Genomic DNA, 22,628 nt, shown 5'->3' with positions numbered 1-22,628 from the left:
GTCGCCGAGCCTGATTGATATCCTCGCACCCGCCGCGAAGGCATCCAGGGGCGTGTCTGTCCCGTCGGCACCGAAACGATTTCGAGGACTTCATGGATCAGTCGGCTACCCAGGCCGTTACCGAGACAACTGACCAACCTTCGACCGCGCCCGCCTCGCTGCGCGTCGACCATCAGGCGCCCGATCGGCTGGTGCTGCAGCGCGGCATCTTCACCGGTCCGTCGGCGAAGGTGAGTGACGAGCTCTACGCCGTCGTCAAGGGTCGCGCACATCGGGAACGCCTGGAGCTGAGACTGGAGAAGGGCGCGTCCGCGCATACCAACACCTACTTCGGGCGCTTCGCGGCCAGCTACTGGCAGCGCTGGACCACGGTCACCGAGGTGTGGGTGAGCATGGTGCTCGATGTGACCAAGAAGGCCCGCGTCCGGGTGGTCGCCTCCGATATCGCCGGGCACCGCCGGATCATCGAGACCGCCGAGATCACCACCAGCGGCCCGCTGACCCTGACCGCACCGCTGGACCAGTACGTCGACGGTGGCGCGCTGTGGCTCGAATTCGATGCCATCGGCGGCGAACTCGGCATTTCCGCGCAGACCTGGTCCGCCACGGCACCCGACCACATGCGCCCGGTCGCCATCGCGATCTGCACGTTCAACCGGGCCGCGGACTGCGCCGAGACGGTGGCCGCGCTGGCCTCCGACGCCCCGATTCTGGAGGCCATCGACGCGGTCTATGTGGTGGATCAGGGCACCGATCTGGTGGAGAACCAGGCGCGCTTCCAGGAGACGCTGCCGATCTTCGGTGACAAACTGCGCTACATCCGGCAGCCGAATCTCGGTGGTGCGGGCGGCTTTACCCGTGGCCTGTACGAGGTGTCCGCGGTCAACGAGCACGCCGACGTCATCCTGATGGACGACGACATCCTCTGCGAACCGGAAACGGTGTTGCGGCTCAACGCCTTCGCCAATATGACCGTGGAACCGACCCTGGTCGGTGCGCAGATGTTGTTCCTGCTCAACCCGGATTACCTGAATGTCGGCGCCGAGGAAGTGCACCTGCACGAACTTAAGCACGGCCAGAAGGTGTCGAAGGCATTGCGCAACACCAGCATGCTGAAGAAGAACCAGGAGCGCCGCGTCGACGCCGGCTACAACGCCTGGTGGACCTGCCTCATCCCGGCCGAGGTGGTCGCCGAGATCGGGCTGCCGGTGCCGATCTTCTTCCAATGGGACGATGTCGAATACGGCATCCGGGCCCGCGAGCACGGGTTCGTCACGGTGACGCTGCCGAACGCCGCGGTATGGCACGCGGACTTCTACTGGAAGGACTACGACGACTGGGCGCGCTACTTCAGCACGCGCAACTCGTTGATCGTCGGTTCGCTGCACACCGATCTCGACGGCAAAGCCATTACCCGCCAGCTGTTCCGGAGTCTGGCCGAACATCTGGTCGCCATGCAGTACGGCCTGGTGCACACCACCCTGCAGGGCATCGAGGACTTCCTGCAGGGGCCGAAGGTCCTGCGCGACGGTGGAATCGCCGCGCTGGCCGCCGCTCGAACCAGTCGCGGCGATTACGCCGAGACCATCAAGCATCCCGCCGCGACCCCGCCGGTGCGCTCGGCCGATATCAATTTGCGTCGGGCCGGTGGCGAACCGAGCCAGGTCACGGCGGTGCTGATCAAGCGGGCCATCGCCCAGTGGACCGGGCGCACCCAGCACGGGCTGATCGGCATCACCCGCGAGGACGCGCACTGGTGGCACGTTTCGCTGTTCGACCACGTCGTGGTCACCGACGCCTCGCAGTCCGGTGTCCGGGTCCGGCAGCGCGATAAGGCGCGCGCTCGCGCCCTGCTCATCCGCACCATCCGCGTCCTGCGCCGCCTGCGCCGCGAACTGCCCAACCTCACCCGGCAGTACCGCGCGGCGATGCCGGAGCTGACCAGCCGCGAGAACTGGGAGCGCCTCTACGGCATCGAGCCGAACTGAGCCGGTGCCGCCGCGCACGAAATGATCGCGCGGCGTGCCGAATGGCGCACGCGCCGACCGGGCTCAGCGAAGTACGGATTCGAATGCGGTGTACGCACGCTCGTCGAAGAGGACGAAGCGAACTTCCGTCACGTTCGTTGCCGCTTCGCGCACCGTCTCGATGGCGATCCGTGCGCCGTCGTCGATCGGCCAGCGGTAGATGCCGGTGGAGATGGCCGGGAACGCGACGGTGCGCGCGCCCAATTCGTCTGCCACCCGCAGTGATTCGCGGTAGCACGAGACGAGCTGGGCGGAGCGGTCCTCGCTCGCCGACCAGACCGGCCCGACGGTGTGGATAACCCAGTGCGCGGACAGCCGCCCCGCGGTGGTGGCGACGGCCTGACCTGTCGGCAGCCCCTTGCCGTACTGCGATGCGCGTAATTTCCGGCAGGCATCGAGGATTTCGGGCCCGCCTGCCCGATGGATGGCGCCGTCGACACCGCCGCCGCCGAGCAGCGAAGAATTGGCCGCATTGACGATCGCGTCGACCGCCTGCTGGGTGATGTCACCGCGGACCAGCGTGATCTCGGCCGGGTTCGGTTGTCCAGTCACGCCATCGACGGTAGCGGGTTGGCGCGGGGTTCCTCGGAGCCACGCGCCCACCCTCGGCCGATCAGAGGAACAGGTCGGTGGTCAGTTCGGCATCGCCGGGGACGACGCGGTACTTGTCCAGGTCGGTGATGCCATGTGCGGCGAGTACTTCGTCATCGAGGAAGAAGTTGCCGCTGGTCTCCTTCGACGGTGAGGTGAGGACCAGGTAGGCGGCGTCGGCGTAGATATCGGGGGTGCGGGAGGTGGCGATCATTTCCTCGCCGCCGAGCAGATTCTTGACCGCGGCCGTGGCGATGGTGGTGCGCGGCCACAGCGAGTTGACGGCGATGCCGTCGCCCTTGAGTTCCTCGGCCAAACCCAGTGTGGTGAGCGACATTCCGTACTTGGCGATGGTGTAGCCGAGCGCCATGCCGGCCCACTTCGGGTCCAGGTTGAGCGGCGGGGACAGGGTGAGGATGTGCGGGTTGCGGCCCGCCGCGGCCGATTCGCGCAGCGCGGGAATGCTGAGCTTGGCGAGCAGGAAGCTGCCGCGGCAGTTGATGTCCTGCATCAGGTCGTACTTCTTCATGGAGATGGCGTCGGTGGGAGACAGGTCGATCGCCGAGGCGTTGTTGACGACGATGTCGATGCCGCCGAACCGCTCGACGGTCTGGCGCACGGCCTCGGCGACCGACTCATCGATGCGCACATCGCCGACGAACGGCAGTACGGTTCCGCCCGCCGCCTCGAGTTCCGCGGCCGCGGTATGGATGGTGCCCGGCAGCTTCGGATGCGGCTGGTCGGTCTTCGCGATCAGGGTGATATTCGCGCCGTCGGCGGCGGCTCGCTTGGCGATCTCCAGACCTATGCCACGGCTGCCGCCCGACATGATCATCGTCGCGCCCGCGAGCGGCTTCGATCCCGGTTCCGTCATGACCTGCTCCTGTCGTCCAGGCCGCGGGTGGGTGCGCCCGCGGCCGTGCCGACCCGTTCGAGCGACCGGCGAGCAGTCGCCGACGGGTGTTGTGCACGTCAAGGGTAACCCAGGCCACTATGCAACCAGTTGCATAGGGTGGGCGAAGAAAGGGCGCCGGAGCCCCGACGCCCTTTCGGCGCTGTCAGATGCTGGATGCGCCGGCGATCAACACGATGTTCAACAGGATCATCAATGCCACGATGCCCCAGCTGATGTAGATGAAGATGGCACCCGGCGTCTTCTGCGGAACCGGGCCGATCGCACCGTTGAGGAAGATGACCGCGGGCGGCTTGTAGTAGAACCGTGCGCCCTGACCTTCCTGAATCGCGGCCGTCGCATTCGCCGGGCCCATATCGAACAGCCAGGGCGTGGTCACCTTCACGTGGTACTGCCCCGGGCCGACCGGAATATGGTTCTGACCCCACCGCGTATTCGGCACCCGCTGACCGTTGATCAGGATCTTCGGCTTGGTGATCGCCAACAGGAAGGCGAACCACTCATACGAGGCCTCGACGGTGATGCCCGGCGGGGCCGGTGCCTGCTGCGGAACCGGCTGTCCGTAGGGCGCCTGGCCGTACGGCTGCTGCCCATAGGGCTGAGCAGGCTGACCGTATGGCTGCTGCGGTACGGGCTGGCCGTACTGTGGCTGCGGAATATGCGGCTGACTGCCGTACGGCGGTTGCGGCACCTGCGGTTGACTGATCGGTGGCTGCCCCGCGGGCGGCGCGTATTGCGGTGGCGCACCGTAGGGATTCGGCGCGCCCTGCGGCGCCGGCTGACCATATGCGGGCTGTCCGGGCCATTGCCCGGGCTGGCCCTGAGGCGGATACCCGCCGGGGTAACTCATCTGCACCCTCCCGTTCGCGTTTTGTGCGTGCCGACCCTACCGTGATTCCGCAAAATCAGCGGCGCGAGCTTCTCTCCTGGTAGAACTGCCGCTGCTGCTTGTGGATATCGCGCCACACCTTGGCGCGTTCGGCTTGCAGCCGCTTATCCGATCGCGCTGCCATCCAGGCGTTTTCCCGTTCGAGTTTGCGGTAGCTGTCGAAGCGCCGCTGGGTGAGCGCGCCGCTGCCGATGGCTTCCTGTACGGCACAGCCGGGTTCGCCGTTGTGCGCGCAGTCGTCGAATCGGCAGTGCGCCGCGATGGATTCGATATCGCTGAAGGTTTTCTCGATGCCTTCCGCGGCATCCCATAGTCCGATGCCGCGCAGTCCGGGTGTATCGATCAGCGTGCCGCCGCCGGGCAGCGGCCGCAGCTCCCGATGCACCGTGGTGTGCCTGCCCTTCTTGTCCACCGCGCGAACGGCGTTGGTGGCGAAGACTTCCTGGCCGAGCAGGGCATTGGCGAGCGTCGATTTCCCGACGCCGGACGGACCGATCAGCGCGACGGTGCCGTCGAGCATCGCGGTGAGCACATCGAGTCCGGATCCGGTATCCGCACTGACCGCGAGGGCGACCGCGCCGGGCGCGACGGCCTGCACTTCGCCGAGCGGAATATCCAGCGCCGCATCCGCTTTGGTGAGCACCACGATCGGCTGTGCGCTGCTCTCCCAGGCCAGCGCGAGCATGCGCTCGATCCGACCGAGGTCGATATCACCGTCGGCCGCACTGCAGATCAGCACGGTATCGACATTCGCGGCGAGCACCTGGCCCTGTGCGCGCCGGTTCGCGGCCGAGCGCATGATCGCGCCGCGGCGTGGCAGTAGCTGTCGCACATTCAGTTCGGCATCGATGCTCACCCAGTCTCCGGTGCACAGGCCGCTGATCTCGGAGTCGGCACCCCGCCTGAGCGGGTCAGGCCGGGAGGAGGCAGCTTGCGTAACCATGGACGGCCCCCGCTCAGGCCAAATCAAACGCTGGCAACGGGCGCGCGTTAGTCCGGTCGGTGTCGCGACATCGCATTCGCTGCGATCCATGCGGATCACCCGCGCGGGGACGCACCCATCGTCGATGAGTGAGTCGTATTCATTGGCAACGGCTTCGGTCCAGCCGTAAGGGACGAGGAGGTCGTGGTCGACCATGATGGAGGGAATCCTTCGTCGGGCGCCGAGCCCGAACCGGACTCAGCGAGAGGTATCTGAGGCGGAAATTCGTGCGACAGCGTGCGTTTGCGCAGCTGATCCGGGCACGACAATCCGAACGGTCCGTGTCACGATTTCCACCTCCTCACTCTCGTCTCGACGTTGCTCGCCAACTTTGGCATGGCGCGCAGACCCGCGCAATCTATTTTTCGTCGGTGGGCTTCTGGTCCGGGCTCGGCTTGCCGAACTGCTCGTTGCGGCCCAGGCTGCGCAGGTGGAACCATTCGCGCAGACCGGCCGGATCGCGGCGGGTGACGAGGAAGAACCAGGAGAACCGGATCCATTCCTGGGGTAGCAGTTTGCGCATACCGGGCTGGGACATCAGGTAGCCGCGGTTGCGGTAGGTGAAGTAGCGCTTGACCGGGTCGTCCGGATACTGGGTGTGCATCCGGCCGCCGAGGATCGGCTTGAATTCGGCGGCGCCGTTGGGATGCAGGTAGGCCGTCTGTAGACAGGTGCCGAACGGCAGACCGGAGCGGACCAGCCTGCGATGCACCTCGACCTCGTCGCCGCGCACGAATAGCCGCAGGTCCGGAACGCCGATCAGATCGACCGCCTTGGCAGAGATCAGCGCGCCGTTGAAGAGCGAGGCGATGCCGGGCAGGAAGTCTTCATCGCCTAGCTCGGAACGTAGCCGCCGCCAGACCACACCGCGGCGCAGCGGGAAGGCGAGCCGGTCCGGTTCATCGATATCGCAGACCACCGGAGATACCTCGACCAGACCGTGTCGGCCCGCGCAATCCAGCAGCGTGGCAAGGACTTCCGAGCCGTCGGGGCGGCCGTCGTCGTCGGCCAGCCACACCCAGTCCGCGCCGAGGGTCAGCGCGTGCAGCATGCCGAGCGCGAAACCGCCCGCGCCGCCGAGATTGTGCGCCGAACCGAGGTAGGTGGCCTCGACCGGCTGCTGGGCGACCAGCTCCGCGACCTCGGGTTCATTGGCGTTGTCGACCACGATCAGGTGGTCCACCGGGCGGGTCTGGGAGACAAGCACTTTCAGCGATTCGGCGAGCAGCTCGCGGCGCTTGTGGGTGACGACGACGGCGACGATTTTGGCGTCGGGGCCGGTGCCCGCCGGGGTGCGCGCGGCTTCGATCTGTGTGGGTGAGGGTTCGTCGGAGTCGTCGTCCAGGTCGTCTGGGAGCTGCGTTGCCTGGTCGTCCGCAGGCTGAGGCGTGGATTGCGGTGTTGCGTCGTCTGCGGGCAGCGGGGTTGCGTCTGCGGGCTGCGACGCCGAGTCGTCCGAGGCCTGCGCTGCGGGGTCGTCCGCACGCTGCTGCCCCGGGGCATTCGGAGCTTGCGCTGCCGCGTCTGCGGGCTGAGGTGTTGCGTCGTGCGGCACGGCGTGGGCGCTCGAGGTCGGTGCATCGGAATCCGGCACGGAGTCGATCGGGCCCTCGCGCCCTGCGTCGATCGGGGCGTTCTGCCCGGTCGGCTCACTCATGCCTGATTCCGCTCCAATTCTCGCTCGGTTCCCATTTTCCGCTCCGCTTCCATTTCGCGCAGCACGGTGGCGACATGATTGCCCGCGTCCGGGCCCTCATAGGCGCGCACCACTTCTTCGATACCGCCGCGCAAACGGATCTGCCCGTGGTCGATCCACATGGCGGTATCACAGAGCTGGGCGAGAAATTCGTTGGAATGGCTGGCGAACACCAGGATGCCCGAGCGGGCCACCAGTGATTGCAACCGGATCCGAGCCTTCTTCATGAATTCGGCATCCACCGCGCCGATACCCTCGTCGAGCAGCAGGATCTCCGGATCGATGGAGGTCACCACGCCCATCGCCAAGCGCACCCGCATACCGGTGGAATAGGTGCGCAACGGCATCGACAGATATTCGCCGAGTTCGGTGAATTCGGCGATCTCATCGATCTTCGACAGCATCTGCTTGCGCGTCTGTCCGAGGAAAAGCCCACGGATGATGATGTTCTCGAAGCCGGAGATCTCCGGATCCATACCGACGCCGAGGTCGAATACCGGCGCCACCCGGCCGCGGATGCGAGCACTGCCGCGCGAGGGTTCGTAGATTCCCGAAAGCAACCGCAGCAGTGTCGATTTGCCCGCGCCGTTATGTCCGACCAGGCCGACCCGGTCGCCCTCTTTCAGCGAAAGGGTGATGTCGCGCAGCGCCTCGACCACCACGACATCGGACTGATTGCGGCCGATCGCACCGCCCGCCTTGCCGAGAAAAGCCTTTTTCAGCGACCGCGATTTGGCGTCGAAGATCGGGAACTCGACCCACGCCTGGCGGGTTTCGATACTCACATGGTCGGTCATCGGGCCCGATCTCCTATACCCAGTACGGCACGCGCGAACGGTACTGCTTCATGGCGAAGATCGCCACGATCCAGCCGACTACGGTAATGGTCCCGACGATCACCCAGTGATACAGATGCTGATCATCACCGAGCAGCGGCGCGCGGATGATCTCCAGGTAATGGAAGGTCGGCACGATTTCGGCCAGCTTCGCGCGCTCGCTCACCTGACCACCCTGTTCTTCCAGGCTTTTCGTATTCCACATGACCGGCGTCAGCACGAACAGCATCAGCGTGAGACTGCCGAGGATCGGCGCGATATCGCGGTAGCGGGTGCTGAAGATGCCGAACACGATCGAGACCCACATCGAGTTGAGGAACAACAGCCCGAGCGCGGGGATCGCGAAAATGGCGGTCCAGTGCAGTTTTTCCCAGACGCCGAATGCGAACAGCACCACCAGATAAATCAGCATGTTGTGCGCGAAGAACAGCAACTGCCGCCAAACCAGGCGATAGACGTGCACGCTCAGCGCCGACGGCAGCTGTTTGATCAGCCCCTCATTGGCGATGAAGACCTCCGAGCCCTCGAGGATGCTGGCCTGGATCACATTCCAGACGATGATGCCGACGGCCACATACGGCAGATACGACTTGATCGACTGGCCGAGCAGCGCCGAGTACAGAATGCCGATCGCGGCGGCTTGCACACCGGTCGCGATGGTGATCCAGAACGGGCCGAGCACCGAGCGTCGATAGCGCTGTTTGATGTCCTGCCAGCCGAGCGACAGCCAGAGCTCGCGCTGCGCGAAGCCGCCGCGGAAGTCCTTGAACGCGCGACCGAAGGTCTGCGAGTCCGAGACGATCGCACTCGCCGGCGCGGGCGTTTCCGCGTCGGAGCTCACCGGATGCTCCGGCGCGGTGTTCTCTTCAGGAGGCACGGAGGTCTCATCGGAACTCTCGTCGGTACGCGCTTGGCTGGTATCTGAACGCACTGAACCCTCTTCAGGACGATCCGAGCTCTCATCGGGACGCGCCGTATTCACATCGGAGACCGAGTCGGGGCGGGCGGCAGCGGACGGCACGGTGCTCGACACTACCCTCGCGATTCCCCGCGGCGTGAGCGGCAGGGCCCGGAGGCGCTAGCGGAGCGTAACCACATAGGGCCCCGCGATCGCCGCAAATCAGACACCGCCTACCCGGCTCGCACTCGACTCGGATCTACTCAGAGATATTGTCCGGAGCCGCCGATCGGCGGGTTCGACTGGCCCCCGCGCGGGTCGGTCGCGTGGATGCCGGGCGGCAGCGCACCCTGACGCATCTGTTCCAGCTGCGCGCGCGCCGCCATCTGCTGGGCGAACAGCGCCGTCTGGATGCCGTGGAAAAGACCTTCCAACCAGCCGACGAGCTGGGCCTGAGCGATGCGAAGTTCGGCATCCGACGGCACCACGTCATCGGTGAACGGCAGCGTGAGCCGCTCCAGTTCCTCGCGCAATTCTGGTGCCAGACCCTGTTCGAGTTCGCGCACCGAGGATTTGTGGATCTCGCGCAGCCGGGTCCGGCTGGCATCGTCCAGCGGAGCCGCGCGGACCTCCTCCAGCAATTGTTTGATCATGGTCCCGATGCGCATGACCTTTGCGGGCTGCTCGACCATATCGGCGAGCGATTCCTCGACGTCGTCCTTATTGTCCGCATTGTCGGATTTCTGATTGCCGTCGGTAACGACCTGCGCGGTGAAGGGCATGTCCGAGCCGGACTCGACCGGAATAGCCAGCGGCCTGCCGTCGGGTCCGATCACGACAATGGATTCGGGTGCTCCATCCGATTGCGTCATGGTCCCCATCATGTCGCGTCCGCCGCGAACGCGCTAAGTCGGTCGCCCTTCGATCAGGTCACCGGGTCGGCGCCGCGGCGCAGAGGTGGCGTCTATTCTGTTCGGGTCGTGTGGTTCGGATTTGCTGAAAGTCGGTTGCCATGCTGAGTCCCAGTTCACTGCACCCCTGCCTGCCGGTGAGGGGGAACGCGGTTACCCAGCCTCGCCCGCTGCCCTTAGAGTGGCCAACATGACTTACGACGTCGCGAGGGTTCGGGGCCTGATACCGTCCCTCGGCGACGGCTGGATCCACCTCGACCCGCAGGGCGGAATGCTGGTCCCGGATTCGGTATCTCGTGCTGTATCAACAGGTTTCCGCACTTCTTCGTTTTCCCATATCGGCCGCAATGGCGCCGCCGTTCGCAGTGCCGCGATTCTGGACGCGGCGCGCGAGGCCGTCGCGGATCTGGTCGGCGCTGATCCGGCGGGCGTCGTGCTCGGACCGGACCGTGCGGTTTTGCTGGCCTGGCTGGCGGAGTCGCTGAGTTCGCGGCTCGGCCTCGGCACCGGGATAGTGCTGTCGCGATTGGATGACGAGGCGAACGTCGCGCCGTGGTTGCGGATCGCGAATCGCTACGGCGCGCATGTGCGCTGGGCCGAGGTCGAGATCGAGACCTGTGAGATGCCGTCGTGGCAGTTCGAGGAATTGATCGGCCCGACCGCCCGGCTGGTCGCGCTGACCGCGGCATCGCCGATCGTCGGTTCGGCGCCCGGGGTGCGAATCGCGGCGGATCGGGTGCACGAGGTGGGTGGTCTGCTCGTCGCCGATTGCATCGGCGCCGCGCCCTATGCCCTCATCGATATCGACGAACTGAATGCCGATGTGGTCGCGTTGAGCGCGCCCGCGTGGGGTGGTCCGCAGATCGGCGCGCTGGTTTTCCGCGATCCGGCCTTCCTGGACCGTATTCCGTCGATGTCGTTGAACCCCTATGCAAAAGGCGCCGAACGCCTGGAGGTCGGCGGCCACCAATACGCCCTGCTCGCCGGCTTGACCACTTCCATCGACTTCCTCGCCGGCCTGGACGAGCGCGCTCGCGGCACCCGCCGCGAGCGCCTGGAAATCTCCATCACCTCGCTGCAGGACTACCACGACCAACTCTTCGAGCACCTGATGGACGTGCTCGACAAAATCTCCAACCTGACCGTCATCGGCCGCGCCTCCACCCGCATCCCCACCGTCAGCTTCACCATGGCAGGCATGCAAGCCGAGAAGGTAGCCGCCAAACTCGCCGACGCCCGCATCGGCACCTTGAGCGGCGTCCACGGCGGCAGCCGGTTGTTGGATGCCCTCGGCGTCAACGACGAAGGTGGCGCCGTAACCGTCGGGTTGGCCCCGTACACAACGAAATTCGAGATCGATCAGTTGGGTCGCGCGCTGGCCGCCCTGGAGTGAGTCCGGGCGCTGCCGGTCGTCAGTATCGCTTCGGCTGCCCCCACTGATTGCTCGGTCGCTCCGGCATCGCGTCGCCGCCCTCGCGTGGCGCGACCGCGTCGGCCGGCGCGATGAAGTCCAGATAGATCCACTGCCCGTTGGTCTCGACCGGCACCTCGATACTGGCCACCCAGCGCCCGTCCACGAGCCGATGCCAGGCCCGCTGCCTGGCCGCCATCCGACCGGACAAGACCAGGCCGTACTTCTTCACCCGCGCCGATACCTCGCGGGTCGGCGATCCACCCGGCGGAAGCACACGATCGATGTCGACGTAGATCGGCAGGAGCGGTGAGTACGGCCGCCAGACGTCTCGATGTCGATTATCGAACATACATTCGAGTATGGCATCGATGATATGTCACGCAACTGTCCGGGGCACATCGATCCGAGGCGAAGAGCTCAGCTGGACGCCACGCCGCGCGGATAGGCCGGCTCACTCGCCTGTTGGGCGGTCGTCATAACGTTCAGCGTTGCCGAGTTCTCGGCGGCGATTGCGGAGAGCATTGCGGTTCCCAGCACCGGGAGGGCGTCCGAGAGAGTTGAGCACCTCCGCCGATTTTGTGAGTTTACTTGCGAGACAAGGTATCTCGCGTCGTACACGACTCGGGTCGAAGCTGGGTGGCGGGAGTCGCGCCGAGCTCGTCGGCGCTATAGTCCCCGCACATCTGTACGGAGAGGAAACCCGATGGCTCTTTCACTGCCCGTGACGTATCTGGTTGGAAGCGCCAACGCGCCGACACGACAGATCGCGATGGAGAAATTCGGCACGATGTGGGAGTACCTGCCGTCGTTTCCGGAGGGTGACACGGCTTTTCCCGGTTGGATCATGCCGAGGCTGCGCAGTACCTTCGCGCTTCCTGGAATGCGGAAGGTGAAGGACGGAAACATCGAGTTGGCGTATCCGGGGATGCCTGGTTACGAGTACACCGGCGAGCGTGAGCTCGAGATTCCGCCGGTGCTGCTCGGGTATTTCGACCAAGCCGAGGCGGCCAAGCCGATTCTGGAGCGCATGATCGAGGAACGCGGCAGCAGCAAGAGCTACCAGGCGTGCATTGTCGATCCGTACGATCATGCGTACTTCGCCCTGGGTGAGGCCGGACTCGAGCAGCATTACGAGTCTTTTCGGAAACCGGCGCTGGAAGAGATCTTCGCTATTCACCGGCTGTTCGATGGCGATGTGGTGTTCCAACTCGAGAGTCCCGGGCGCATGTTGACGATCGAGGTGATCGAGTCGGCGCAAGAGCGGGCCGCGAAAGCCGTTGAGCTGGCTTCGGATCTCGCCGCATTCGTGCGCCGGATGCCGGAGGGTGCCCGTGTCACGATCCATCTGTGCCGTGGCGACTGGGAGCACAGCACGTGGCTGAAGCAGATCAACGGGTTCGAGCCGGTTGTGCTCTTGGTCAACGCCATCGTGGCGGCATGGCCCGAGGGCAGGACGCTGCAGGGCATTCATATTCCGCTGGCGGCGGCCGACGTACTGCCGTTCGCCGACGTGGACAACCCCGATATCTATCAGCCGTTGGAACAGCTGACCACCGACGCGACTATCTACGCAGGCATCGTGCACGAGAAGGCGAGTCCGGACCATGTCCGCTTGGCCTTGACGCAAGCGCGGAAGTATTACCCTCGTCCATTCGGCGGGCTGAGCACATCGTGCGGTATGGCTCGGATGACCGAAGCGGAGATGGACCACGCACTGCGCTTGCTGACGGAATTGATGGTCACGACGACCGGTTGATCCCGCGCTTCGGGCAGGGGGCGGATCGTCGAAAAGTGTTGCGGAGACGGAGGGATTTGAACCCCCGGTCGCTCTCGCGACGCTCGCTTTCAAGGCGAGTGCATTCGGCCGCTCTGCCACGTCTCCAGGCCAACGAGATTACCCGTTGCCGTGCGCCGTCTGCCGAGGGGTTAGTCGGAGTTGCCTATCTCGTGGTCGACGCGGGCGAAGACCTCGCCGACTATCTCGAGTTGTTCGGGGCCGAGTAGGTCGATGAAGTTGCGGCGGACCGCCTCGACGTGACCGGGTGCGGCGGCCTCCAGCCGCCGCATACCTTCCTCGGTGAGTTCGGCGAGTACACCGCGGCCGTCCTCGAGGCAAGTATTGCGGCGGACCATCCGCTGGGTCTCCAAGCGGCGGATCTGATGGGTGAGCCGACTACGCGAGGACAGCACACCGTCGGCCAGCTCGCTCATGCGCAATGAACGGTCGGGGGCCTCGGAGAGCAGGACGAGGATTCGGTATTCGGCGAGGGTGAGATCGGAGTCGCGTTGCAGTTGACGGTTCAGTGCCGTCGCCAAGCGCTGGTTACCGTCCATATAGGCCCGCCAGGCACGCTGCTGCGACGACGAGAGCCATTGCGGCTCTACGGGCGCGTGACTGCTCGGTTCTGGAATCACGAGTTCCATTCTATGCGCGCCTGAACTGCACAAACGCACAGCCCAGGGGTCCAGCGAAAGACCTGGACACACGATTAATCAAATCCTGAATTATGGCCCGATGACCGGGCGGGGTCAGCGGATTGCCGCGATCAACGAACGGTCGAGCTCGGTTGGATTCGCGCATCCGGACAGGCCCATAACGGAGTCGAAGTCCGCGAGCAGGACGCGCAGCGCGTGCCGCACACCCGCTCGGCCCGCGATGCCGAGACCGTATGCCCATGGGCGGCCGTAGAGCACCGCCTTCGCACCGAGTGCCAGCGCGGTGAGCATGTCCGAACCGGTGCGGATGCCGGAGTCGAACAGGATGTCCGCGCGGTCGCCGATGGTGGCGACCACAGCGGGGAGGGCATCGAGTGCGGCGATGGCACCGTCGACCTGGCGGCCGCCATGGTTGCTGACGACCACCGCGTCGGCACCCGCGTCGACGACTTGACGGGCGTCGTCCGGATGCAGGATGCCCTTGACGGCGATCGGCAGATCGGTCCACTCGCGGAGGTGGGCGAGGTCGGCGGGGCGCAGCGCGTGGTTGCCGAACAGTCCGCTCCAGGTGAGGATCGCGGCTCGCATCGCGTCCGCGCTCTCTTCGGGTGGCGCGGAAAGCTTCGCGCGGAAGACCGGATCCGATAGATAGTTGGCAATGCCTCTGCCGTGCAGGAACGGCAGATGTGCGAGCTCGAGATCGCGGGGCCGCCAGCCGAGGCTCGGGGTGTCGACGGTGACGACAATGGCCGACGCACCCGCCCGTTCCGCGCGCTCGACGAAGGATCTGGCCAGCTCGTTATCGGCGGGCCAGTACAGCTGATACCACCAGCTGCCAGCCGCCGCGCCGACATCCTCGATGGTGGACGAGGCCGCCGTCGAGAGCACGGTACCGACGCCGAGTTCCTTCGTAACCTCCGCGACGATCACCTCACCACCCTCGTGCAGCAGCTCCAGCACCCCGACCGGCGCGGTCAGCACCGGCGCGGCCAGTCGCGTCCCGAGCACCTCCACCGACAGATCGCGCGCACCCGGCCCCGAGGTGCCGCGCAGCATCCGCGGCACAATCCGGTGGTGGTCGAATGCGGACCGATTGGCCGCCGCCGTCCGCTCCCCGGACGCACTCCCCGCGACATACGCGAAGGCTTCCTCGCTCAGCACCTCACGCGCGCGGTCTTCCAAACCCGCAGCCGTCAACGGTAATTCGGGCACCGCGCCACCGAGTCCACCCAGGTAGATCTCGTTCTGGAAGTCGACAAAGCTGCTCACGCCGGGAACGCTAGTCTCCCGCCCTCATCCCCGCAGGCCGCTCGCCATATTGCTGCCGCCGACGCCAACCGTCCCGGCGGGACCGACGTCCGGCACTCGAATGAGCCGCACACTCAGGCGGTGCCGGACTTCTGCTGCGTGCCCGTTCTCCGGCGGCGGTTCTGCGGTGTTATTGCGGCACCGCGCGCTGTGGAGTCATCAGGGCTGAACCTGGGCGCTGCCCGGTGGCGCCCGCGCGTGCGGCACTTGGGTGAGTCGCATACCCAGTACACGGTGTGTGTGCTCGCCATATTGCTGGCGCCGTCCCAGCGGGACCGACGTGCGGCACTTGGGTGAGTCGCATACCCAGTGCACGGTGTGTGTGCTCGCGAGGGCAGGATGGGGCGGTGCGCGCTATCAAGTTGAACGGGTTCGGGGGACCCGAGGTGATGGAGTGGGGCGAGGCGGCGGATCCGGTGCCGGGGCATGGGGAGGTGCTGATCGACGTTGCCGCGGCGGGGGTTAATCGCGCGGATCTGCTGCAGCGACGGGGGTTCTATCCGCCGCCGCCCGGGGCCAGTGAGGTCATGGGGTTGGAATGTTCAGGGGTCATCGCCGAAGTCGGTGATGGGGTGCGGGATTGGCATGTCGGCGATCGGGTTTGTGCGCTGCTGTCCGGCGGCGGGTATGCGGAAAAGGTCGTGGTTGCCGCGACGCAGGTGCTGCCGGTGCCCGACGGGCTCGACCTGGGTGCGGCCGCCGCGCTGCCCGAGGCGGCTGCGACGGTGTGGTCGAACCTCGCGATGACCGCCGGGCTGGACGCCGGGCAGTTGGTGTTGATCCATGGCGGCGGCAGCGGAATCGGCACGCACGCCATCCAAGTCGCGGTGAGCCGAGGTGCGCGAGTAGCGGTGACAGCGGGCTCGGCGGAGAAGCTGAAGCGGTGCCGCGAATTGGGCGCGAGCGTCCTGATCAATTACCGCGAGGACGATTTCGTCGCCGCGATCCGCGCCGAGAACGGTGCGGGCGGTCCCGGCGCCGACATCATCCTCGACATCATGGGCGCCGCCTACCTGTCACGAAACGTCGAGGCGCTGGCACCGCACGGCCGCCTCGTAGTGATCGGCATGCAGGGCGGCGTCACCGCCGAGCTGAATCTCGGTGCGCTGCTGTCCAAATGGGGCACCATCCACGCCAACAACGTCCGCAACCGCCCCACCACGGGCCCCAACAGCAAGGCGACCATCATCGCCGAACTGAACCGCCACATCTGGCCACTCCTCGCGGACGGCACCATCGCCCCGGTCGTCCACGCCGAACTCCCGATCACCGAAGCCGCAGAGGCCCACCGCCTCCTGGACTCCTCCGAGACCTTCGGCAAGGTGGTCCTGAACGTCCGCGACGCCTGACACGATGGCGCGAGAGCAGCGGTAGCTCCGCTGAGCAACAGCTCTGCCCCGCACTGACGATCCATTCACCGGCAGTGCGACTTCGAGATCTTGCCAAAGGATTTCGAGCGGAAACGGATCGGTGAGCGAGAGGGCCACCGGACCGAGGTTGGGCGTCCGGTGTCGCACAACTAGTGGGCACCTCGCACAAGCTCTACCTTGTGCGAGGTCGGCAATGGCTCTGCGACGGCTCAGGGTTCCAGATACAACCGCTCATTGGGGAGGCGCGGGTAGCCGCTGGCGTCACCCAGGTCCATTGTTACCGCATCGGCGTAGTGCCGCGCTTGATGTTCCTGTACGAAAGTCAGTGCCGCGGTGAGGCATGCGATGAAGTCGAATCGTGCACCGTGCAGGAATACGCTCAGGTGCACATCCGGTTCGCCTGGTTTCGGAGATGCCTTCGCGTTCATGGCTTCTCGCGATCTACGACGCTGATCGGCAAGACGACGGTTGCGTCCTCTTCGGTCGTGTCGTCGTAGTCGGTGCACCAACCGGCTTCATCTACCTCGGTGATCCCGTTGAGGGTGTGGCAGAGCGTGACGCTATCGATCGGTGCGAGCCTCAATTTCTCCGGCGTGTGCTCATGAAATACCTGGAGCAATGCTGCCACCGCTGGTGCTATCTCCGTCTTTGGTTGTCGTTCAACTTCATTCATGGAGCATGACTCCGATGGCGTTGAGCGCGTGGTCAGCACGGTCGTCGACGACCCGTATACCGGCCCAGGGGCACGGTTGCGGATTCGGCATGATCGGCGAGTGGTCCGCTATTCGGCCATCGACAACTGGCACCATGCCCGCGCAGAATCGCGAAGGGCACGCCACCTGAGCCAACTCCCCGGTACTGGCCCTGAACAGCGCCGCGCCGCACCGCACATCGACACCTTGATCCATGGCCCACATGTGCACTCAGGCATTTGTCGCCCTCCGCTGCATCGGCTGACCTGAGCAAGCGCGGATCGCGTCGACTATGACTAGACCGGAGGGCCGGAAGGTGCATCGTGGCGGCTCCACCCAGCGCCGGAACTCCACACAGTGATCTGTTGGCGAGGGAAGCGCGACTGTCCCACCTGTCCGCACCACGGAGACGTTGAGCCGGAACATCTCCGCGAAAAGTCGCACGTCATCAGGAATATCCGGCCTGACAAGGTAGGTCCAGCGAGCGGACCTGGGATGCGACAAGATCGGACCGATATCCGAATCATGTTGCTGCATGCGGAACTTGACTGCTTGCCCGAGATGGGCGGGCATGATCAACGCCCATACGTGGTCGGCCTTCATGATGATTCGCCCGAGGTGAGGCGGGTCGAGGGTCGCGGGAAGATCGCAAACCCGCCTGTCGAAGTAGCAGCGTGAAACCGGGCTGTCGCCAAAAGCTATGTGGTCCATCGATTTAGACCTCTGCTCGCGTTGGGTGGCTTAGTTGCGCCCGGCCCTGACAACTACTGCAGGGTGGGAGAGTTCTATCCGAGCGCACATCCAGTTCAGCATCGCGACCAGGCATTGGGAACGTTCCTAGGCATACTTTCGGCAACGAGCACACAAGATTCCGCAGCGACGGCAAGATTGGTTCCCAGACGAACGTGAGCCGTTAGCAACGCTATGGAGCCGACACGATGACCTCAGATGCAGTGACGACAGGTTCGACCCTCCCGCGCCGGATACTCGCCCGCTTGCTCCGGGATCGGCGAGAAAAGGCGGGGATAGGTGTCGAGGCAGCCCGGAAGGCCATTGGCGTATCGAAGCAGACATTCTGGCGCATGGAGACAGGGCAACCGACGCGCATCAATCCGTTGTTCATCATCCATCTGGCACAGATGTACGGCGTCGGGGATGAGACAGCGGATGTACTCCTCGGGCTGACCGAAGAATCTCAGGCAAAGGGGTGGTGGCATGCCTATGGCGACGCCATACCGAAACACTTCGATCTCTACGTCGGACTGGAGGACGCCGCCAAACGGTTCAGCTCCTACCACACGACTCTGATTCCCGGCTTGTTGCAGACCCCCGAGTACCGACGGGAACTGCACTGGACCGAGTTTCCCGGCATGCCATCCGATGAGGTCGAGCGCCGGATCGAACTCCACCGCAGACGGCAGGAACGACTCCACAGCAAGGCCAAGCCGCTCGAGATGCGCGTCCTGCTCGATGAGTCCGTCTTGCGTCGCGTCCAGGGCTCGCCGGAGGTCATGTCCGCCCAGCTCACACACTTGGTCGAAGCGAGTCGACTTCCGAACGTCTCGGTGCGTGTGGTGCCCCTCTCGGCTGGAAGGCATAAGGGGGTGTTCACCGGTTCGTTCGTTCTTCTCGAATTTCCTCGGCATCCAACGGCGAAGCTGACCGAACCTCCCGTCGTTTACATCCAGGGATTCACGGGTGCGCTCTACCTGGAGAAGACAGACGAGGTCGACGAGTATCGGGACGCCTATGCTGGCATTCAGCGTGTGGCACTGGATGAGGACGCGAGCCGCGGACTGATTCAGCAGATTGCAGAGGAGTTGGCTCGGTGAAGGTCGATCTGTCGGGGGCGCGGTGGTTCAAGAGCAGCCACAGTTCGGCTAGCCAGGAGTGTGTAGAGGTCGCGTTCCTCGATAAGGGAATGGTCGGTGTTCGCGACTCGAAGAACACGGCTGGCCCTGCGCTGGTCTTCACCCCCGGCGAGTGGGAAGCGTTCACCGCTGGCGTAGTCGACGGCGAATTCAACCGCTCGTAGTTCCGCTGAGCGACAGCCCCGCCCCTCTTCGAGGATGGCGGGGCTCGTGCGTATAGGGGTACCCACACCAGGCGTCCTGCCCACAATCCCGTTTGCGTCGCACATTAGAGCGTGATCGTTGAGCGGGTCGGCTCTGCCTGCGGAAGTGCGCACGAATTGGGCTGTGTCAGTCCAGAATTGACGGATGACTGAGCTCGCGTTGACGGCGGATCGGCGGGACGAACTGGCGGCGTTGCTTGGTGATGAGGAGCGGCTTCGCGACGAGTACCCGAAGGTGGCGGAGTACTTGGACACGGCTCCGATGTTGGCGGGGACCGGCGATGACCGGGCCGACGCTGCGTTCGATCTGCGGTTCGTGCACTACATGACCGGTGGCCGGTCGGTCAGCGCGAATCCGTATTGGGAGATCGTCGCGCCGTCGGTGTTCGAGTACGAGGGCCGTCGCGTGGTGAACGGTGGTCGAGCGAAGGGCAGTGCGCGTCTGGGGTTCGCCCAGACAATCTTGCAGGCCGTCTACGCATACGCCATCCCGTCTCCGGAGACGGTTGAGTGGGTGGCTCAGTTCTGCGATTGCCGCAAGGTAGTCGAACTGGGCGCCGGGCGCGGGTATTGGGCGGCCCAGCTGACCGAGGTGAGAGTGGGCGTCGACGCGTACGACTCCGAACCGCCGGACAAGACGGAGAACGTGTCGTTTCTCGGTGCGGCCGGTCAGTCGGATGTATGGCATCGGGTCGGAAATCTCGATGAGTTCGCGGCACGTCCGAGCGGCGGCTCGGATGATGTGCTGTTCCTCTGCTGGCCTCCGGGCTGGGGCAACACGATGGCGTCCAACGCGCTTGCCGCGTTCGAGGCCGACGGTGGCGAACGGCTGGTCTACATCGGAGAGCCGAAAGGTGGAAAGACCGCCGATGCCGCGTTCTTCGATGGCCTCACCGCGCGCTGGCACCTGAAATCCGAAGATGCGCAGTTCGTTTCGTGGTGGAACTTGGCCGACCGCGCACAGGGTTGGGTTCGTCGCTGATGTCCGCCTGACCTGACCGTCGGTGGCGCATGCATCTGGCGTTCAGGCGGTATCCGAATCAGATCGGCGTGGTCACTCGCCAACGTGAAGCGCGACCGGCCACAGATTTCCGAAACCTGCTCTACTCCACCCTCCCCGGCGAATAGTGGCGCCGGCCCCTGGCCTTCGCGAGCCGACGGCCCGGACTAATTGCTCGTCGCGGCGCGGTTGGCCAGGAAGGTTTCGACCAGACGGTTGACTTCGTCGGGGACTTCCGCGGCCGTGAGGTGTGCGGCCCCGTCGATGACCACGAGCTCCGAGCCCGGGATGGCGTCCGCCATGGCCTGGAGTTCGGGCAGGGGGAAGGTGCGGTCCTCGCGACCTCCGACGATCAGCGTGGGGCAGGTAATCGAGGCGAAGAGGTCTCGTTGGTCCGGGCGATCGATCACCACGGAGTGCACGGCATTGATGATCGATACCGGATCATTGCCACGAGCGATGTCGACGACCTTTCGGACGACCTGCGGGCGCGCGCTTACGGTCGTCGGACCGAGAAACGCGCGAACCACCGATTTGGTGAGTGGCGGGCGAATCCCGCCGAGAATCCGGATCACCATCAATAGCATCCGGTACTGCATCTGCTGAACGGTAGGAGCCGGCGATGCCGTGCCGTTCATCAGCACGGCGGTTTCGACGCGCTCAGGGAATGTGGCTGCGAGGGTGCCGCCGATCATGGCGCCCCACGAGTTCCCGATGAAATGCGTTCGCCGTATCCCGAGCTGATCGAGGATGTCGACCACGCAGCCCGCGCACTCCTCGAAGGTGAAGCGCTGTTCGAGACGACTGGACCTCCCGTGGCCGGGCGGATCCACCGCGATGGTCAGGTGATTCCGCGCGAAGTAATCGACCTGGGCGTCCCAGAGGGCAGCGTCCATCAGAAGGCTCGGCCACATCACGATCGGATCGCCGCTGCCGGTTATGACGGCATGCACCAGCCCCAGCCGAGTCGATACGTGAGTATGCGTGCGCTTCATCTGTGCCTCCGTGCGGGTGGTTCCGAGCCTGCGCAGCCGCGTCGGACGTTGGTGCCCGTGCCGAACGGGCCCCGCCGACGGCTGAGCAACGCACCGGTGCGATGGGCTGTGAGCTGTACGATCGGCTAACGCTAAGACGCGGACCGATGCGCGCTCGACCTGAAATGTGCACGGGTCTGACGGAAACGCGCATGTCGGTCGGGAGGTTGCTCGTGTCGGTCGCCAAGCCATACCTGGTGGAACGGGTCGATACCGGCATGGTCGCGCCCGGTGATTCGGCCGACCTCTGGGCTGAGCATGTCTGTCGTAACCAGGGCACGTTGCAGTTTCGTTTCGCCAGCCGGTCGGCGTTCCGTGGAACTACGGCCGTGCAGCGATACGCGGGCTATCAGCTGATCGATTTCTGGTCGGACAGTGTCGTCTACGCCAGGACGCGCGCGGATATCCGCCAGGACCACGACGATAGTCTGCGCGTGATGATCCCGATGTCCGGCGCGTTGCGCGTACGACAGGACGACACCACCGCCCAGGTGCTTCCGGGGCACGGCGCGGTGGTCACCAAGACGCGTCCCGTGGATTTCGGTCAACCCCAGGCTGCCCGCGGGTGGGTGATGAATGTCCCCGCGGGCACTCTGCCGCTCGAGCTCGGCGCGGGACCTGCGCTGGTCGACTTGCGAAAGGGCCTGGGCTCGGTCGTCGTCGGCATGATCACCGAACTCGGTGAGCAACGTGATGCCCTCGACGGGCCCGAGTTCGCCTCGGCCTGTGACACGATCGTCGATCTGCTCCGCCTCTGCTTGCGCCACCGAAACGAGATGCCGACCGTGCTGGCCACGGTGGACACCGCGGTTCGTGACCACGTCCGCCGGCACGCCGACGACCCGAACCTGACACCGGCCGCGATCGCGCGAAGCCTCGGCTGGTCACTGCGGCAGATCCAACTGGCCTTGCACCACACCGGCACCACACCGAGCGAACTGATCCGCGGCGAGCGGCTCGACCGCGCGCACCGCGGCCTCCGCGAAGCCCGATCCACCCGCACCGTCGCCGACATCGCCTACGCCAGCGGTTTCCGCTCCCTCAGCGCCTTCGGCTCCGCCTTCAAGGCGCGGTTCGGGGTCACTCCGCAGGAAGTGCGACCGCGCTGACGGCGTCGACGCTCGGTGATTTTCGAGAGGCTACGTTGCGAGGGTATCTGCGAGAGATGAGTTCTTCGAACTCGTCGCGCGCTGGGAGCTGAAATCCGAAGATGCGCAGTTCGTTTCGTGGTGGAACCTGGCTGTCCATGCCAGCTGACGGGCACACGGCCGCCAAGGTTGATGGGCACTCATGTCGACAAATACGAGTGCGCCCGAGGGGATTCGACCCCAGCCGGGGGCGAAGCCCTCCGGCCGGCCAGGGGGTCCGGGGGCAAAGCCCTCCGGGGTGGGGGTGTGGGGGTTCCACCCCCACAAAACATGACGAAATGAGCAATGGCTCACGCTCTCCGTGAGCATGAGCCATCCGCGAATGAAGTGCGCCCGAAGGGATTCGAACCCCTAACCTTCTGATCCGTAGTCAGATGCTCTATCCGTTGAGCTACGGGCGCATGCCTGT

Annotated in this window: 22 protein-coding genes and 2 tRNA genes; 8 read left to right on the top strand and 16 right to left on the bottom strand. The window is 65.2% G+C overall.

The annotated features are described in order from the left end of the window. Positions 1-92: 92 nt before the first annotated feature. Positions 93-1,988, top strand: coding sequence for a glycosyltransferase (locus tag ACZ60G_RS33450; RefSeq protein WP_465815255.1), 1,896 nt, complete (start codon positions 93-95; stop codon positions 1,986-1,988). A 63-nt stretch (positions 1,989-2,051) separates the two neighbouring features. On the opposite strand, the gene ACZ60G_RS33445 is transcribed toward ACZ60G_RS33450, so the two are convergent. From ACZ60G_RS33445 to ACZ60G_RS33410, 8 genes are all read right to left on the bottom strand, one after another. Then, the gene (locus tag ACZ60G_RS33445; protein WP_465815254.1) at positions 2,052-2,579 is read right to left on the bottom strand and encodes an O-acetyl-ADP-ribose deacetylase; all 528 of its coding nucleotides are present in this window, start codon (positions 2,577-2,579) and stop codon (positions 2,052-2,054) included. 61 nt (positions 2,580-2,640) lie between these two features. Further along, on the bottom strand, positions 2,641-3,492 hold the full coding sequence (locus ACZ60G_RS33440; RefSeq protein WP_465815253.1) for an SDR family oxidoreductase: 852 nt from the start codon (positions 3,490-3,492) through the stop codon (positions 2,641-2,643). Between the two features lie 184 nt (positions 3,493-3,676). Beyond that, on the bottom strand, positions 3,677-4,381 hold the full coding sequence (locus ACZ60G_RS33435) for a hypothetical protein (protein ID WP_465815252.1): 705 nt from the start codon (positions 4,379-4,381) through the stop codon (positions 3,677-3,679). 55 nt (positions 4,382-4,436) lie between these two features. After that, on the bottom strand, positions 4,437-5,558 hold the full coding sequence (rsgA, locus tag ACZ60G_RS33430; RefSeq protein ID WP_465815251.1) for a ribosome small subunit-dependent GTPase A: 1,122 nt from the start codon (positions 5,556-5,558) through the stop codon (positions 4,437-4,439). 202 nt (positions 5,559-5,760) lie between these two features. Continuing rightward, on the bottom strand, positions 5,761-6,711 hold the full coding sequence (gene glfT1, locus ACZ60G_RS33425) for a galactofuranosyltransferase GlfT1 (protein ID WP_465815330.1): 951 nt from the start codon (positions 6,709-6,711) through the stop codon (positions 5,761-5,763). Between the two features lie 344 nt (positions 6,712-7,055). After that, on the bottom strand, positions 7,056-7,895 hold the full coding sequence (gene wzt / locus ACZ60G_RS33420) for a galactan export ABC transporter ATP-binding subunit Wzt/RfbE (RefSeq protein ID WP_063039778.1): 840 nt from the start codon (positions 7,893-7,895) through the stop codon (positions 7,056-7,058). Positions 7,896-7,908: 13 nt separating this feature from the next. Continuing rightward, complete coding sequence (wzm, locus tag ACZ60G_RS33415) at positions 7,909-8,775, bottom strand: galactan export ABC transporter permease subunit Wzm/RfbD (RefSeq protein WP_465815329.1); 867 nt, start codon at positions 8,773-8,775, stop codon at positions 7,909-7,911. A 320-nt stretch (positions 8,776-9,095) separates the two neighbouring features. Next, on the bottom strand, positions 9,096-9,704 hold the full coding sequence (locus tag ACZ60G_RS33410; RefSeq protein ID WP_465815250.1) for a bacterial proteasome activator family protein: 609 nt from the start codon (positions 9,702-9,704) through the stop codon (positions 9,096-9,098). Between the two features lie 229 nt (positions 9,705-9,933). On the opposite strand from ACZ60G_RS33410, the gene ACZ60G_RS33405 reads away from it, so the two are divergent. Continuing rightward, positions 9,934-11,136: a cysteine desulfurase-like protein gene (locus ACZ60G_RS33405; RefSeq protein ID WP_063039776.1), complete on the top strand. Its 1,203-nt coding sequence runs from the start codon at positions 9,934-9,936 to the stop codon at positions 11,134-11,136. Positions 11,137-11,155: 19 nt separating this feature from the next. On the opposite strand, the gene ACZ60G_RS33400 is transcribed toward ACZ60G_RS33405, so the two are convergent. Further along, positions 11,156-11,506: a hypothetical protein gene (locus ACZ60G_RS33400; protein WP_465815249.1), complete on the bottom strand. Its 351-nt coding sequence runs from the start codon at positions 11,504-11,506 to the stop codon at positions 11,156-11,158. Positions 11,507-11,860: 354 nt separating this feature from the next. On the opposite strand from ACZ60G_RS33400, the gene ACZ60G_RS33395 reads away from it, so the two are divergent. Further along, on the top strand, positions 11,861-12,913 hold the full coding sequence (locus tag ACZ60G_RS33395) for a hypothetical protein (protein ID WP_465815248.1): 1,053 nt from the start codon (positions 11,861-11,863) through the stop codon (positions 12,911-12,913). 41 nt (positions 12,914-12,954) lie between these two features. Here the strand turns inward: ACZ60G_RS33395 and ACZ60G_RS33390 are convergent. The 3 genes from ACZ60G_RS33390 to ACZ60G_RS33380 form a co-directional block, all read right to left on the bottom strand. Beyond that, positions 12,955-13,039, bottom strand: a tRNA-Ser gene (locus ACZ60G_RS33390). Positions 13,040-13,083: 44 nt separating this feature from the next. After that, positions 13,084-13,491: a MarR family winged helix-turn-helix transcriptional regulator gene (locus tag ACZ60G_RS33385; RefSeq protein WP_306306451.1), complete on the bottom strand. Its 408-nt coding sequence runs from the start codon at positions 13,489-13,491 to the stop codon at positions 13,084-13,086. Positions 13,492-13,686: 195 nt separating this feature from the next. Further along, positions 13,687-14,862 carry a lactate 2-monooxygenase gene (locus ACZ60G_RS33380; protein ID WP_465815247.1) on the bottom strand — a complete coding sequence of 392 codons (1,176 nt, stop codon included), beginning with the start codon at positions 14,860-14,862 and terminating at the stop codon, positions 13,687-13,689. A gap of 386 nt (positions 14,863-15,248) precedes the next feature. Between ACZ60G_RS33380 and ACZ60G_RS33375 the strand changes: the two genes are divergently transcribed. Further along, on the top strand, positions 15,249-16,250 hold the full coding sequence (locus tag ACZ60G_RS33375; protein ID WP_465815246.1) for an NAD(P)H-quinone oxidoreductase: 1,002 nt from the start codon (positions 15,249-15,251) through the stop codon (positions 16,248-16,250). A 230-nt stretch (positions 16,251-16,480) separates the two neighbouring features. Here the strand turns inward: ACZ60G_RS33375 and ACZ60G_RS33370 are convergent, their stop codons facing one another. Next, positions 16,481-16,699 carry a hypothetical protein gene (locus tag ACZ60G_RS33370; protein WP_397043608.1) on the bottom strand — a complete coding sequence of 73 codons (219 nt, stop codon included), beginning with the start codon at positions 16,697-16,699 and terminating at the stop codon, positions 16,481-16,483. Further along, positions 16,696-16,944: a hypothetical protein gene (locus tag ACZ60G_RS33365; RefSeq protein ID WP_465815245.1), complete on the bottom strand. Its 249-nt coding sequence runs from the start codon at positions 16,942-16,944 to the stop codon at positions 16,696-16,698. Before ACZ60G_RS33365 ends, ACZ60G_RS33370 begins: the two co-directional genes overlap by 4 nt. A gap of 957 nt (positions 16,945-17,901) precedes the next feature. Here ACZ60G_RS33365 and ACZ60G_RS33360 point away from each other — a divergent pair. The 3 genes from ACZ60G_RS33360 (at position 17,902) to ACZ60G_RS33350 (ending at position 20,019) form a co-directional block, all read left to right on the top strand. Next, positions 17,902-18,795, top strand: coding sequence for a helix-turn-helix domain-containing protein (locus tag ACZ60G_RS33360; RefSeq protein ID WP_465815244.1), 894 nt, complete (start codon positions 17,902-17,904; stop codon positions 18,793-18,795). After that, a complete protein-coding gene (locus ACZ60G_RS33355; RefSeq protein WP_465815243.1) occupies positions 18,792-18,998 on the top strand; it encodes a DUF397 domain-containing protein in 207 nt (68 codons plus the stop codon). The genes ACZ60G_RS33360 and ACZ60G_RS33355 overlap by 4 nt, the downstream gene beginning before the upstream one ends. A 184-nt stretch (positions 18,999-19,182) precedes the next feature. After that, on the top strand, positions 19,183-20,019 hold the full coding sequence (locus tag ACZ60G_RS33350; RefSeq protein ID WP_465815242.1) for a hypothetical protein: 837 nt from the start codon (positions 19,183-19,185) through the stop codon (positions 20,017-20,019). Positions 20,020-20,204: 185 nt separating this feature from the next. On the opposite strand, the gene ACZ60G_RS33345 is transcribed toward ACZ60G_RS33350, so the two are convergent. Then, positions 20,205-21,032 carry an alpha/beta fold hydrolase gene (locus ACZ60G_RS33345; RefSeq protein ID WP_465815241.1) on the bottom strand — a complete coding sequence of 276 codons (828 nt, stop codon included), beginning with the start codon at positions 21,030-21,032 and terminating at the stop codon, positions 20,205-20,207. A gap of 191 nt (positions 21,033-21,223) precedes the next feature. On the opposite strand from ACZ60G_RS33345, the gene ACZ60G_RS33340 reads away from it, so the two are divergent. After that, positions 21,224-22,180 carry a helix-turn-helix domain-containing protein gene (locus ACZ60G_RS33340; RefSeq protein ID WP_397043622.1) on the top strand — a complete coding sequence of 319 codons (957 nt, stop codon included), beginning with the start codon at positions 21,224-21,226 and terminating at the stop codon, positions 22,178-22,180. Positions 22,181-22,547: 367 nt separating this feature from the next. Here ACZ60G_RS33340 and ACZ60G_RS33335 read toward each other — a convergent pair. Continuing rightward, positions 22,548-22,620 (bottom strand) — tRNA-Arg (locus tag ACZ60G_RS33335). Positions 22,621-22,628 lie beyond the last annotated feature (8 nt).

The organism is Nocardia sp. NPDC102475 (genome assembly GCF_055584605.1).
Note: the sequence above shows the minus strand (reverse complement) of the source record. Positions and strands in the feature narration are given on the sequence as shown.

Bases quoted from the DNA above. Each gene is read 5' to 3' on its own strand.
- ACZ60G_RS33435 (WP_465815252.1), bottom strand. From the start codon at position 4,381: ATGAGTTACCCCGGCGGGTATCCGCCTCAGGGCCAGCCCGGGCAATGG.
- ACZ60G_RS33400 (WP_465815249.1), bottom strand. From the start codon at position 11,506: ATGTTCGATAATCGACATCGAGACGTCTGGCGGCCGTACTCACCGCTC.
- ACZ60G_RS33440 (WP_465815253.1), bottom strand. From the start codon at position 3,492: ATGACGGAACCGGGATCGAAGCCGCTCGCGGGCGCGACGATGATCATG.
- ACZ60G_RS33340 (WP_397043622.1), top strand. From the start codon at position 21,224: ATGTCGGTCGGGAGGTTGCTCGTGTCGGTCGCCAAGCCATACCTGGTG.
- ACZ60G_RS33365 (WP_465815245.1), bottom strand. From the start codon at position 16,944: ATGAATGAAGTTGAACGACAACCAAAGACGGAGATAGCACCAGCGGTG.
- ACZ60G_RS33410 (WP_465815250.1), bottom strand. From the start codon at position 9,704: ATGACGCAATCGGATGGAGCACCCGAATCCATTGTCGTGATCGGACCC.
- ACZ60G_RS33350 (WP_465815242.1), top strand. From the start codon at position 19,183: ATGACTGAGCTCGCGTTGACGGCGGATCGGCGGGACGAACTGGCGGCG.
- wzt (WP_063039778.1), bottom strand. From the start codon at position 7,895: ATGACCGACCATGTGAGTATCGAAACCCGCCAGGCGTGGGTCGAGTTC.
- rsgA (WP_465815251.1), bottom strand. From the start codon at position 5,558: ATGGTCGACCACGACCTCCTCGTCCCTTACGGCTGGACCGAAGCCGTT.
- ACZ60G_RS33450 (WP_465815255.1), top strand. From the start codon at position 93: ATGGATCAGTCGGCTACCCAGGCCGTTACCGAGACAACTGACCAACCT.
- ACZ60G_RS33345 (WP_465815241.1), bottom strand. From the start codon at position 21,032: ATGAAGCGCACGCATACTCACGTATCGACTCGGCTGGGGCTGGTGCAT.
- ACZ60G_RS33385 (WP_306306451.1), bottom strand. From the start codon at position 13,491: ATGGACGGTAACCAGCGCTTGGCGACGGCACTGAACCGTCAACTGCAA.
- ACZ60G_RS33370 (WP_397043608.1), bottom strand. From the start codon at position 16,699: ATGAACGCGAAGGCATCTCCGAAACCAGGCGAACCGGATGTGCACCTG.
- ACZ60G_RS33395 (WP_465815248.1), top strand. From the start codon at position 11,861: ATGGCTCTTTCACTGCCCGTGACGTATCTGGTTGGAAGCGCCAACGCG.
- ACZ60G_RS33360 (WP_465815244.1), top strand. From the start codon at position 17,902: ATGACCTCAGATGCAGTGACGACAGGTTCGACCCTCCCGCGCCGGATA.
- ACZ60G_RS33405 (WP_063039776.1), top strand. From the start codon at position 9,934: ATGACTTACGACGTCGCGAGGGTTCGGGGCCTGATACCGTCCCTCGGC.